The sequence below is a fragment of the Streptomyces venezuelae genome (assembly GCF_008642335.1).
Taxonomy (GTDB): Bacteria; Actinomycetota; Actinomycetes; order Streptomycetales; family Streptomycetaceae; genus Streptomyces; species Streptomyces venezuelae_F.
In genome coordinates this window covers 1141490-1153561 of sequence record NZ_CP029191.1, presented here as the reverse complement: position 1 = coordinate 1153561, position 12072 = coordinate 1141490, and the positions used below count along the sequence as shown (strand labels likewise).

The following is a 12072-nucleotide window of genomic DNA, read 5'->3' as shown; positions in this document are numbered from 1 at the left end:
CTGCGGGCGGTCTCGCAAGACCGCACATTCAGAACGTAAGTCCTGTAAGGGCCCTGGGTCAAGCAGAGTTGAGGCACTCGCCGAAACTCGTCGGGTCAACTGGAAGCGCGTTTCCGGGGGTTCAGCGGACCGCCGATGATCGCTCACTCAGCGTGATGATTCAGGCCTCTGTAAGTGTCACATTGGGCCCCGGAAGTACCTCGTACCCCTCCGGACACTGGCGCACCAGAAGGTGCGCGAAGGGCCGTGTGGGGTCCCCGGTGAAGTGCTGGAGTTCCTCCGGTTCCCATCCGTCCCAGAAATCACGCTGGACCGCTCCGTCCCGTCGGCGCCCCCGCTGCCACGCCTCCTCGTGCGGCACGTCCATCCACAGCACGGCGGCGAGGTACGGGCGCAGCGCGAGGCGGCCGGCGCCGACGCCCTCGACGAGCACCACGGGTGCGGGCGGCAGGGGCCGGTCGGCGGGACCGAAGCGCCGCGCGTGCCAGTCGTACGTCGCGTAGTGCGCGGTCTCGCCCCGGGAGAGCGGCCCGAGGACCTGCTCCCGCAGTCGTTGCGTCCAGTCGAAGAGCCGGTCGTGACTCGCGATGTCGTCGAGGCGCAGAACGGGCGCGCCGCCGAGCGCCTCGGCCAGACGGCCCGCGAACGTCGACTTGCCGGAGCCCGCGTGTCCGTCCACGGCGACGAGCCGGACCGGGCCGCAGGAGGGCGGCAGGCGGCGCAGGGTGTCGGCGAGACGGGGGAGCGGGGTGTGCGGGTGCGCGGTCATCACGGCAAGGGTACGGCGCACGGAACGATGTGTTCCGCGCGCCGTCGCAGGTCATGCCATTGGTTGAGGCCAATATTGGTGCGTACGGCGGTGTCCGAAGCGCTGGCAGAAGTCGGCGGGGACCGGCCATAGTTGGCCCACTTCCGTGCACCTGACCCGACTTTCCGGATCCCGCCGGAAACCTTGTCGACTGGGGGTCCCCTCCATGGACCGAGCTGACCGAGCTGACCGAACCGACCGAACCGACGACATGTCCCGCAGAACCGTGCTCGCCACCGCGGCGGCCGCAGCCGCCCTCGCGGCCACCGCCGCCGCGCCCGCCCTGGCCGCCACCGGCTCCACGGCCCGCGGGCCCAAGGCGGACCGACTCGTGGACAACCGCTTCTGGACCTCGCACAAGGACTGGAGCTCCGGCACCCACCAGGGCACCGGCGCCGTCGCGGGCGCCCGCCCCGGCCTGCGGATCGTGAAGCCCGCGGGCCGCACCGACTACGCGGACCCGCACACCGGCAGGACCGCCACCTGGGAGTACGCCCGCTGGACCACGCCCGCGCACCGCTCCACCGTCCCCGCCACGGAGCTGATCGCGTCCTGGAACGCACGCACCCCGACCGGGACGTGGCTCCAGGTCGAGCTGTGTGGCACGTACTCGGACGGGACGAAGACGCCCTGGTACGTCATGGGCCGCTGGACCTCGGGCGACGACAAGGAGGCCGACATCCGGCGGACCTCGGTCGACGACCAGACCGACGGCAAGTCCACGGTCTGGACGGACACGCTCTCCCTCGACGACGCGACCACGGGCCTGCGCGTCGTCTCGTACCAGCTGCGCCTGACCCTCTACCGCAAACCCGGCTCCACCGGGACCCCCACGGTCTGGCGGATCGGCGCGATGGCCTCCGCGGTCCCCGACCGGTTCACGGTCCCGGCCTCGCAGCCGGGCCTCGCCAAGGAGCTGGCCGTGCCGCGGTACTCGCAGGAGATCCACGCGGGCCAGTACCCGGAGTACGACAACGGGGGCGAGGCCTGGTGCAGCCCCACGTCCTCGCAGATGATCATCGAGTTCTGGGGGCGTGAGCCGACGGCGGACGACCTGGCCTGGGTCGACCCCGCCTACGCGGACCCGCAGGTGTGCCACGCGGCCCGGTACACGTTCGACTACCAGTACAACGGCTGCGGCAACTGGCCCTTCAACGCCGCGTACGCCTCGACGTACAAGAACCTCCAGGGCGTGGTGACCCGGCTCGGCTCGCTCACGGAGCTGGAGTCCCTGATCGCGGCGGGCCTGCCGGCCATAACGTCCCAGTCGTTCCTCAGGGACGAGCTGACCGGCGCGGGCTATGGAACGGCGGGCCATCTGATGACCGTCATCGGGTTCACGGCGGACGGCGACGTGATCGCCAATGACCCGGCGTCGCCGAGCAACGCGGCGGTGCGCCGCGTCTACAAGCGGCGCGAGTGGGAGAACATCTGGCTGCGCACGAAGCGCTACAACGCCTCGGGCAAGGTCGTCTCCGGCACGGGAGGCGTCTGCTATCTGTACTTCCCGACGAAACTCTCCGAGCGTCAGCGCGCCGCGTTGGCCGCGGTCGGCATCCGCTGACGGACGCCGCCGGGCCTGCCGGGCGTCCGTCAGCGGGCGTTCGTGCTCAGCGGTGGTGGCTGGTGCGGGCGGACCTCACCGGGCCTGTACTGCATCATCACGAACATGGCGTCGGTCTCGGGAAGGGGGTTGGCGGCGGACGCGATCACCCAGCCGGGGCCCTTCGTCGGGTGGTTGACCTGCCGCACGGCGCCGTCGGGGTGCAGGGCGTGGGAGCTCGCGGTCGCCAGGTAGATGGGCCCCGCGAGGGGATCGCGCCGCACGTCGCTCGCCAGGTCGATGAGTGTGGGGTCGGTCGGATGGTTCGTGACGGCCCGCCGCAGGGCCGGGCAGGCGCCGCGCGCCCAGTCCTCCGTCCAGTTCATGAGGACGTCGTGGCGGGCCCGGTCGTCCAGGAGCATCCACCGCATGATGTTGGTCGGTGGCTCGCCGTCCGGGATGAGTGCTCTGAACTCGTCGTTGCACGCCACGACGTTCCAGTGCTTGTCGGCGATGTAGGCCATCGAGCCGGTGACTCCTTCGACGACCGTCCGCCAGACCGCACCCATCGGCGTCCAACCTTCTAAGTCCTGCTCGTCCGGCTGCACTTGCCCGTCCCCTTCGTGTCGCCCGCAGGTCGGCATCAACGCGATCACAGTTCGTGGCGCAAGCCTAGCCAGCGCGCGCGGCGAGGTCGCGGGTGGCCCGGCACGCTCTCCACCGCGTCTGTAGGGGACGTGGAGTTGCCCTGGATCTTTCCTGCACTCGCGGGCGCGGAAAGGCGGGGCACGCGTGTGCGCCCGCCCTCTCAACGGAGGGCGGGCACACGACGTGGGTTCAGCGGTCCTCGCGGAACGAGTCGCGCACGCCCTCGGCCTTGTCGCGCATGTCGTCCGCGGCGTCCTTCGCCTTGCCCTTGGCCTGATCGGTCTTGCCCTCGGCCGCCATGCGGTCGTTGCCGGAGGCCTTGCCCATCATCTCTTTGGCCTTGCCCTTTGCCTTGTCCATGGCGTTCTCGCCCATGACGCTCCTTCGGTAGGAATGCCTCCACGCTATGAGCGGTGGACGAAGGCCGCATCTCGGACGATTCATCGACTCAGGTGGCCGGGTCCACGACCCAGTCGGGGTGCCCGGGCATCGGCGGCGTCTTGCTTCCGTACAGCCAGGGGTGCAGGAAGCCCGCCAGGTCCCGGCCCGCGATCCTCGACGCCAGGTCGACGAACTGCCGTGTGCTCGCCGTGCGCCCCTTGAACCCGTTCACCCAGGCGCGTTCGAGCTTCTGGAACGTCGCGTCGCCGATTTCCTCGCGCAGCGCGTACAGGACCAGGGCCGAGCCGTCGTACCGCATGCGCTTGAAGAGGTTCGGCTCGGTGGGCTCCGCGGGGGCGCCGTAGTCCCTGCGCCACTGGTCGTGGGCCTGGTAGGCGGTCTTCATGGCGGCCTCGAAGCTGTCCCCGCCGTGCTGCTCGGAGTACTCCCTCTCGTAGAAGCGGGCATGCCCCTCGCTCAGCCACAGGTCGGACCAGCTGTCGAGGGCCACGCTGTCGCCGAACCACTGGTGGGTCAGTTCGTGCACCATGTTGCGCTCGGCGTCGACCTTCGTGCCGAGCAGGTCCGCCTTCGGGACGAGCGACAGGGTCTGCGTCTCCAGGGCCACGCCGAGGTCGGTGTCGCCGACCAGCAGGCCGTAGCGGTTGAAGGGGTACGGGCCGAGCCTGTCCTGCAGCCACTTCAGGTGGTCCGGGGTGAGTTTGCGGTAGGCGGCCGTCGGCTCGACCAGCGCGTCGGGGACGACGTCGCGCAGCGGGATGCCGCCGGGGCCCTCGCCGTCGACCAGCTGGAACTTGCCGACGGCCAGCTGCACCAGCTGCGTGGAGAGCGGCTGTTCGGAGTCGTACGTCCACTGCACCCGCCCGTCGGGCCGCGTGACACGCGAGACCAGCTTGCCGTTGGCCACCGCCGTACGGTCGCCCGGCGTATTGATCCGGAAGGTGATCGGTGCCCGCTGGCTGGGGTGGTCGTTGGCCGGGAAGATCAGCCGCGCGCCGTTCGGCTGCGGGTAGACCACCGTGCCGTCGGGCGTGGGTATCCAGCCGTAGTCCTCGATCGCGTCGTCGCGGTGCCGGGTCTGGTTCGGGTCGGCGGTGTAGGCGACCTTGACGGTGAAGGAACTGCCCTTCGTGATCGGCGACTTGGGGGTGACCGCCAGCTCGTCCCCTTCGCGCGACGTGCCCGCGGCGGAGCCGTTGACGGTGACCTTGTGCAGGGTGTTGCCGCCGAAGTCCAGGTTGAAGCGCGAGAGCGCCTGCGTGGACCGGGCCTTGATCGTCGTCGTCGCCTCGAAGGGGGTCTTCGGCGCCTGCCAGTCGAAGTCCAGGTAGTAGCGCTCCACCTGGTATCCGCCGTTCCCGTCCAGCGGGAACATCGGGTCGCCGAGTCCGGGCGCACCCGGTGACGGCTTCTCCGCGGGGGCCGGGGCGGCCTGCGAGACCGGGGCGGTGAGGGCGGCCGTCGCGGTGATCGCGGCGGCGAGGGCGAGCCGCGCCCTGCGGCGGGGCATCGTCCGGTTCGTGCTCATCGGAAACCTCTCGGTCGTACGGTGCACGGGCGGACGGACGGGGTCACACCCCGCCGTCGGTACTTAGACGCGCAACGTGACGCCGTAGTTGTGGGGTGACCAAGGTCTCGCCCGCAAGAGCGCCTCCTGCTGGCAAGGTAGAGGGGTCCCGTGGGGTGGAGCCGTCACCGGGACCTCGTGGGGGATCCCTGCCAGACGAACGTCAGTGAGAAAGACATGACCGCGACCTCTGCCACCGCCGTCCGCGCGAAGGCCCGCACCGGCGGCCCCAAGGACGACGGGCCGAACCTGCTGGAGCACTTCGCCGGCTGGACCCTCGTCGTCGTCCTCGCGATGCTCGTCACGCAGACCGGTCTGTTGTGACGCCCGTCTCCTGATCGCGGCCGGTCTCGTCGAGGCCGGCCCGCCAGTGCCGCCTCGGCACCCCCACCAGGCCGTACAGCCACCGCACCGGCGAGCGCCCGTGCAGCAGCACGACGCCCGCCACGACCGCGAACAGCGGCAGCCCGAGCCACCCGCCGACCAGGCGCACCAGGACGCTCGCGAAGACCGCGCCCACGAACGGCAGGCCGTACACCCCCGCCGCCGCGATGGCGACGGCGAGCAGCCGCGGCACCCTGCGGTCCTCGTCCGCGCCGGGCAGCGACCAGCCCTCCATGAGCCAGCCGATCTCCGTCATCAGCATGACGCCGATCACGGCGGCCCCGAAGAGCAGCAGCGCGAGGAACGTCCCGGACGTCGCGAAGTCCAGGACGTGGTTGACGACGCTGTCCCGGCGCCAGTCGGCGAAGTCCCCGGCACCGGACGAGAGGAACCGTTCGTACCCCCTCCCGTCCCACCCGTGGACCAGCGTCCCGAACAGCAGGAAATACCCTCCGACGCAGTTCAGGTACGCCCAGTAGCCGGCCCCGACCAGCACGAGTCCCTGCGCCACGAGGAACCCGAGGATCGCGGCGACCGGGATGCCGCCCGCGTAGAAGAGGACGAACCCCGCCCACACGCCGTCGTGGCCGTCCGCCACGTGCATGGTCGACCAGGACGGGTTCTGCCAGAGCAGGAAGAGCCCGGTCGGCACCAGGAGGACGGACGCGAAGAGCGCGGTGAGCGCCAGGTAGGGGTTGGCGGCGCGGCTGCGGGTGCGCGGGCCCTCGCCCGCGTTGATCCGCTCCCACACCTGCAGCTGCCGCCCGGCGGAGAGGGCGAACGTCGCGCCGATCGCGTACGCCCAGAACAGCGCCGCCTGAATCTGGATCATGCCGTGGCCTTCAACGTCAGCCCGCCCGCCACGATCGAGTCCGACGTGACCAGCGCCTGCTCGGCGCTCACGTCCGTCATGAAGACGAAGGGCGGCACCACGGGCGGCACCGGCAGCTTGTCGGGCGTGAAGGTCAGGCAGAGGATGCCCTCCAGGCACCCCTTGAACTTGGTCAGGTAGAGGGTGACCTCACCGCTGAGGTCCAGCGTGTCGGCGCCCAGGGCGAGTTCGTCGCTGCCATCACGTGTCTTCAGCCGGTAATCGGTGAGCGAGGCGGCCTTCATCCGCAGCACCATGACCTTCAGCGGCCCGTCCGCGGTCGGGATCTCCCGGACCCCGGCCAGGAGGAAGCCCTGCGGCGCGAAGAGCGTCGTGGTGACGGTCGGCGGCACGCGCGCCGCCACGATCGCGTCCGCCGCGGCCCCCGGAACCGCCTCCGCCCTGCTGCCGCCGTGTGCGACGAGCCCGGCGGCCATCGCCACGGGCAGCAGCACGGCCAGCGTCCGGGTGCCCTGCCCGTCGCGCACCCTGGGGCGCGCCGGATCCTCCTCGGCGTCCCGCGGCACCGGCGTCCACGCGAATCCCATGGCGCTGCCCGCGATGCCGAGCAGCATGCCGACGAGGAACCCGCCGAGGTTCGTCGCCGCGAACGAGAGCACCGAGAGGATCATGGCGTTGACGCTCACGTAGTGGTGCGTGTGCGGCAGCAGCCACAGGAAGAGGCCCGCCACGACCAGCGCGATCCCGATGCCGAGGGCCGCGATGCCGCCGAGTCCCAGGCTGACGAGCACGGTCAGCGGGGAGAGCGGGATCAGGAGCAGCTCGGCGCCGCCGAGGATCAGCAGCAGACCCGCCCAGAACGGGCGGGTGCGCCGCCATCTGCGGATCACGCGGCGCTGGTCGGGCCACGGCAGCCGCCGGTCGAGCCAGCCGCCGCCGTCCGTGCGGAACGGTCTGACGCCGCTTCTGCCGCCGCCGGTCAGAAGCACTTCTTGCCGCCCAGGCTGACGTCGACCCGCATGCCTTTGAGCCGGAAGTTGCCGCCGGTCGCCGACCAGGCGTGCGACTTCACCCCGGAGACCGTGATGTCCCCGGCCTGCAGTCCGAACTTGCCCCTCTCGCCCTTGATGCCCGGCACCTCGTCGAGCGTCGAGGCGTCCCTGCCGATCTGCGCGGTGCCGAAGCGGGCGTCGCCCACCAGGTCCTCGCCGTCGATGATCAGGTTGCTCGCGGTGACGTTGCCCGCGTCGCCGCCCGCGGTCAGCTTGAACACGACGGTGCCCACCGGCGTCTTGACCTCGGCGGCCTGGCAGATGTCGGAGAGGGTCGCGTCACCGATCCCGAGGAGCGCCACCGGGTGCCCCTTGCCGTCGATGTCCCGGTCGGTCTGTACGTAGGAGGAGAGGCCCTGGCTGGTCAGTTTCCCGGAGGACACCTGGAAGCTGGTCCCGGAGACCGCGAAGGACGCGGCGAGCGCGCCCTCGGCCATCACGGAGGCCATCACACCGACGGCCAGGACGGCCGGCAGGGCCATCGCGGCGGTCTTCTTCCAGGAGGTTCTGCCCTCGCGTAACGCGGTGCGTGCTGCGCTCACTGTCTTCCTCCCGTACGTCGTTCCGCGTCGCCAAGCGTGCGTAAGGGGAGTGCGTGAAGAGCCGTCGGGAGCCGACCGGCGCATGGCGGCGTTCTGCCATACTGCGGACGATTCCGAGGCAGTTGGAGACTAGGGCCGAAATTGAATAATAGTCAACAGCGCGGCAGCGACCGCTCGGCGGCGCGCCGTGCCGAACTCATCGCCATCGGCCGGAAGTTGTTCGCCGACACGTCCTACGACGCGCTGTCGATGGACGACATCGCCGGGCACGCGGGCGTCGCCAAAGGGCTGATCTACTACTACTTCAAGTCCAAGCGCGGCTACTACCTCGCGATCATCGAGGACTCCGTCGCCGACCTCGTGGCCCGTGCGGGCCGCCACGACGACCTGCCGCCCGTGGAGCGGGTGCAGCGCACCGTCGACGGCTACCTCCGCTACGCCGAGCACCACCAGGCGGCGTACCGCACGATCATCAGCGGCGGCGTCGGCTTCGACGCCGAGGTGCACGCGATACGGGACGGGGTGCGCGAGGCGCTGATTGGGGCGATCGCCGAAGGGACGTACGGCCGCAAGGACATCCCGCAGCTGGCGCGGACAGCGCTGATCGGCTGGCTGTGCGGCGTGGAGGGCATCACGCTGGACTGGATCGACCGTCCCGGCCTGGCGCGGGAGACGGTCTGCTGCCTCCTGGTGCGCACGCTCGGGGATACGCTGCGGGTGATCGAGGACTTCGAACCGTCGTACCCGGCGCCCGCGCGGCCCTGAGCGGGCGAACCCGGCGCACGCGAAGGGGCGGGGACCGATGCGGCCCCCGCCCCTACTGCTGTGTGCGGTACGTCAGTTGATGGTCTTGATCAGTTGATGGCCTTGATCAGCTCACCGTTGGACGTGTCGCCGCTGAGCTCCCAGAAGAACGTGCCGCCGAGGCCCTGCTGGTTCTTGTAGTTCATCTTGGTCGCGATGGTCGCCGGGGTGTCGTAGCTCCACCAGTTGTTGCCGCAGTGCGCGTACGCGGTCCCGCCGACCGTGCCGTTGGCCGGGCACTTCGTCTTCAGGACCTTGTAGTCGTCGATGCCCTGCTCGTACTTGCCCGCCGCCGGGCCCGTCGCGGTGCCGCCGGGCGCCTTCTGCGTGACGCCCGTCCAGCCGCGGCCGTAGAAGCCGATGCCGAGCAGCAGCTTGTTCGACGGGATGCCGAGGCCCTTGAGCTTCTTGATGGTGGCGTCGGAGTTGTAACCGTCCTTCGGGATGCCGGTGTAGGACGTGAGCGGCGAGTGCGGGGCGGTCGGCCCCTTCGCGTCCCAGGCGCCGAAGTAGTCGTACGTCATCGGGTTGTACCAGTCGACGTACTGGGCGGCGCCCGCGTAGTCGGTGGCGTCGAGCTTGCCGCCCGCGGAGGCGTCGGCCGGGATCGCCGAGGTCACCAGGTTGCCGCTGCCGAACTTGGAACGGACCGCGGACATCAGCTTCTTGTACGCGTCACGGCCGCTGGTGTCGCAGGTCAGGCCGCAGGCGTTGGGGTACTCCCAGTCGATGTCGATGCCGTCGAAGACGTCGGCCCACTTGGAGTTCTCGACCAGGTCGTAGCAGGACTGGGCGAAGGCCGCGGGGTTCTTCGCCGCCTCCGTGAACCCGCCCGACCAGGTCCAGCCGCCGAAGGACCACAGCACCTTGAGGTTCGGGTGCTTCTTCTTCAGCTTGCGGAGCTGGTTGAAGTTGCCGCGCAGGGGCTGGTCCCAGGTGTCGGCCACGCCGTCCACGGACTGGTCGGCGGTGTAGGCCTTGTCCGTGGCCGCGTAGGCGTCGCCCATCGCGCACTTGCCGCCCTGGACATTGCCGAAGGAGTAGTTGATGTGCGTCAGCTTGTTGGCCGAACCCGACGTCTCGATGTTCTTGACGTGGTAGTTCCGGTCGTAGACGCCCCATTCGGTGAAGTAGCCGACGACCTTGGAGCCGGCGGCGGCCTTCGTCGCGGTGCCCTTGTCCTGTTCGGCGGAGGCGGTGCCCGCGCCGGCCAGCAGACCGGCGCCGAGTACGGCGCAACAGGTGGTGGCGACGAGCGCCCGGAAGGAGGCGCGGGAGGTGTGCGGTCTGAGCATCGTGACTCCTCGTGGGGGGAAACCGGGAGGGGGAAAGTGCTGCTGAGGACCTGCGGGTGTGACTTGGCATGAACGCGTTAAGGCGTTCGGGGGAACAGTAGGAGGACTAGACCAGTGCGGTCAATGGTTCGTACCAATCCACGGCACCCGTGATCCCGCTCGTGGCCGTGCCCGCCAACCGGTCACCAGTGATCTTCAGCTATCTTTCGAGTAAGCGGTCGTTAACTAGTGACGGGTCGCCGCCGATCGGGCATACTCAACGCGCCGGAGCCGCTGGTCAGCTGCTTTCGAGACCCGGAAGACCACCACGGCTCGGCACGTTTCCCGGCGGCGCCGCCCCTACCCAGCGCGGGCGTCCGCCGCAGCCCCACAGGGAGGAGAGCGTCATGCCCGACCACATCACGCAGTCGGTGGAGCGTCAGCTGCCCACGGATGAGGCCAGGGATCTGCTCTCGCTGGTCCGGGACATCGCCCAGCGCGAGATCGTCCCGAAGGCGGCCGAGGAGGAGGACGCCGGGCGTTTCCCCCGTGAGCTCTTCACGCTGCTCTCCGAGTCGGGCCTGCTCGGACTGCCCTACGACTCCGAGTTCGGCGGCGGCGACCAGCCGTACGAGGTCTACCTCCAGGTCCTTGAGGAGCTCGCCGCCGCGCGTCTCACCGTGGGTCTCGGCGTCAGCGTCCACTCCCTCTCCTGCCACGCCCTCGCCGGGTACGGCACCAAGGAGCAGCAGAGCGACCACCTGCCCGCCATGCTCGGCGGCGGTCTCCTCGGCGCGTACTGCCTCTCCGAGCCCGCGGCCGGATCGGACGCCGCCTCGCTGCGCACGAAGGCAGTCCGGGACGGCGACGACTGGGTCATCAGCGGCACCAAGGCCTGGATCACGCACGGCGGCGTCGCCGACTTCTACACCGTGCTCGCCCGCACGGGCGCGGACGGCGCCCGCGGGATCACGGCCTTCCTGGTGCCGGGCGACGCGGAGGGGCTGAGCGCCGCGGTGCCCGAGAAGAAGATGGGCATGAAGGGCTCGCCCACCGCCCAGATCAACTTCGACGGCGTGCGCGTCCCCGACTCCCGCCGCATCGGTGACGAGGGCCAGGGCTTCGCCATCGCGCTCTCCGCGCTCGACTCGGGGCGGCTCGGCATAGCGGCCTGTGCGATCGGGGTGGCTCAGGCGGCGCTCGACGAGGCCGTCCGGTACGCGACCGAGCGCCGGCAGTTCGGCAGGCCCATCGCGGACTTCCAGGGGCTGCGCTTCATGCTCGCGGACATGGCGACGCAGATCGAGGCGGGTCGGGCGCTCTACCTCTCGGCGGCCCGGCTCCGGGACGCGGGGCGGCCCTTCGCCAAGCAGGCGGCCATGGCCAAGCTGCTGTGCACGGACGCCGCGATGAAGGTGACGACGGACGCCGTGCAGGTCCTCGGGGGGTACGGCTATACGGCGGACTTCCCGGTGGAGCGCCTCATGCGCGAGGCGAAGGTGCTGCAGATCGTCGAGGGCACGAATCAGATCCAGCGCATGGTCATCGCACGTCACCTCGCGGGTCCCGACTCGCGCTGAACTGGCCGTGGCGCACCGGCGGCGCCGCGAGCCTGACCCACTCGGCGTCGTGGTGCCCCGGCAGCGTGCGGCCCCGGTCCGCCCAGTGGCGGATCAGGGCGCGGTAGATCGGCGGGTCCTGGAAGTGGGGCTGCTGGTAGGGCGCGGGGGGCTGCTGGTGCTGGTACGGCTGCTGGTACGTCTGCTGCGGATAGGCCTGATGCGTCTGCTGCTGCGGGTGGTGCGCGTGCGGTGCGTGCTGCTGGTGCACGGGCTGCTGCTGGTGCGGCGCGTGCTGGTGCGTGTGCTGCGGATGGTGCGGGAGCTGCTGTACGAACTGGAACGGAGCCTGGTGCTGCGGGGGCTCCTGAGGTCCTTGGGGTCGCTGGGCAACCGATTCTGCCGAGGCGGGCACCGTCACCAGGGTGCGTCGCCGGTGTCCGGTGGGGAAGTGCGCCGGTCCCATGTCCGTGGGGGTCATGCAAGGCCAACGCCCGCCGCCGTGCGGAAGTCACCGCCTCGGGGAATCGAGCGTCTGTTCCTGGCCCGCCCGCGACCGTTTCCGCGCCGGCCCGCGGCGGCGTGGTGAGGTGTCCGGCTCCGCGGGCGTCCGGCCCCGCAGGTGCCCGCCTGCACGTGTCCGACCCGCACGTGTCC

At 70.4% G+C, this 12072-nt stretch carries 13 protein-coding genes; 4 read left to right on the top strand and 9 right to left on the bottom strand.

The window, feature by feature from the left end:
* Positions 1-160: 160 nt before the first annotated feature.
* Positions 161-769, bottom strand: coding sequence for a uridine kinase (locus tag DEJ49_RS05040; RefSeq protein ID WP_150182752.1), 609 nt, complete (start codon positions 767-769; stop codon positions 161-163).
* 250 nt (positions 770-1019) lie between these two features.
* On the opposite strand from DEJ49_RS05040, the gene DEJ49_RS05035 reads away from it, so the two are divergent.
* A complete protein-coding gene (locus DEJ49_RS05035) occupies positions 1020-2372 on the top strand; it encodes a peptidase C39 family protein (RefSeq protein ID WP_150182751.1) in 1353 nt (450 codons plus the stop codon).
* A 29-nt stretch (positions 2373-2401) separates the two neighbouring features.
* Here DEJ49_RS05035 and DEJ49_RS05030 read toward each other — a convergent pair whose 3' ends face one another.
* The 3 genes from DEJ49_RS05030 to DEJ49_RS05020 all read right to left on the bottom strand — a co-directional run bounded on the left by DEJ49_RS05030 (position 2402) and on the right by DEJ49_RS05020 (position 4929).
* Complete coding sequence (locus DEJ49_RS05030; protein WP_150182749.1) at positions 2402-2920, bottom strand: hypothetical protein; 519 nt, start codon at positions 2918-2920, stop codon at positions 2402-2404.
* 268 nt (positions 2921-3188) lie between these two features.
* Positions 3189-3374, bottom strand: a complete 186-nt coding sequence (locus DEJ49_RS05025) for a CsbD family protein (protein WP_150182748.1) — start codon at positions 3372-3374, stop codon at positions 3189-3191.
* 73 nt (positions 3375-3447) lie between these two features.
* Positions 3448-4929, bottom strand: a complete 1482-nt coding sequence (locus DEJ49_RS05020; protein ID WP_190329269.1) for a M1 family metallopeptidase — start codon at positions 4927-4929, stop codon at positions 3448-3450.
* A gap of 216 nt (positions 4930-5145) precedes the next feature.
* Between DEJ49_RS05020 and DEJ49_RS05015 the strand changes: the two genes are divergently transcribed.
* Positions 5146-5292 carry an SCO1431 family membrane protein gene (locus tag DEJ49_RS05015; RefSeq protein WP_107097967.1) on the top strand — a complete coding sequence of 49 codons (147 nt, stop codon included), beginning with the start codon at positions 5146-5148 and terminating at the stop codon, positions 5290-5292.
* Here the strand turns inward: DEJ49_RS05015 and DEJ49_RS05010 are convergent.
* From DEJ49_RS05010 to DEJ49_RS05000, 3 genes are read right to left on the bottom strand one after another with little or no spacing between them, the layout of a single operon-like run.
* A complete protein-coding gene (locus tag DEJ49_RS05010; protein ID WP_150182746.1) occupies positions 5270-6184 on the bottom strand; it encodes a hypothetical protein in 915 nt (304 codons plus the stop codon). The two genes, DEJ49_RS05015 and DEJ49_RS05010, sit on opposite strands and share 23 nt — an antisense overlap.
* Positions 6181-7173: a DUF6114 domain-containing protein gene (locus tag DEJ49_RS05005; RefSeq protein WP_411757138.1), complete on the bottom strand. Its 993-nt coding sequence runs from the start codon at positions 7171-7173 to the stop codon at positions 6181-6183. The genes DEJ49_RS05010 and DEJ49_RS05005 overlap by 4 nt, the downstream gene beginning before the upstream one ends.
* Positions 7164-7718, bottom strand: a complete 555-nt coding sequence (locus DEJ49_RS05000) for a DUF6230 family protein (protein ID WP_150175451.1) — start codon at positions 7716-7718, stop codon at positions 7164-7166. The genes DEJ49_RS05005 and DEJ49_RS05000 overlap by 10 nt, the downstream gene beginning before the upstream one ends.
* Positions 7719-7919: 201 nt before the next feature.
* On the opposite strand from DEJ49_RS05000, the gene DEJ49_RS04995 reads away from it, so the two are divergent.
* Positions 7920-8543 carry a TetR/AcrR family transcriptional regulator gene (locus DEJ49_RS04995; protein ID WP_150182744.1) on the top strand — a complete coding sequence of 208 codons (624 nt, stop codon included), beginning with the start codon at positions 7920-7922 and terminating at the stop codon, positions 8541-8543.
* Between the two features lie 89 nt (positions 8544-8632).
* Here the strand turns inward: DEJ49_RS04995 and DEJ49_RS04990 are convergent, their stop codons facing one another.
* The gene (locus DEJ49_RS04990; protein WP_150182742.1) at positions 8633-9877 is read right to left on the bottom strand and encodes a glycoside hydrolase family 18 protein; all 1245 of its coding nucleotides are present in this window, start codon (positions 9875-9877) and stop codon (positions 8633-8635) included.
* A 386-nt stretch (positions 9878-10263) separates the two neighbouring features.
* Between DEJ49_RS04990 and DEJ49_RS04985 the strand changes: the two genes are divergently transcribed.
* A complete protein-coding gene (locus DEJ49_RS04985; protein WP_150182740.1) occupies positions 10264-11436 on the top strand; it encodes an acyl-CoA dehydrogenase family protein in 1173 nt (390 codons plus the stop codon).
* On the opposite strand, the gene DEJ49_RS04980 is transcribed toward DEJ49_RS04985, so the two are convergent.
* Entirely contained in the window at positions 11399-11896 is a 498-nt protein-coding gene (locus tag DEJ49_RS04980; protein ID WP_150182738.1) for a hypothetical protein, read from the bottom strand. The two genes, DEJ49_RS04985 and DEJ49_RS04980, sit on opposite strands and share 38 nt — an antisense overlap.
* Positions 11897-12072 lie beyond the last annotated feature (176 nt).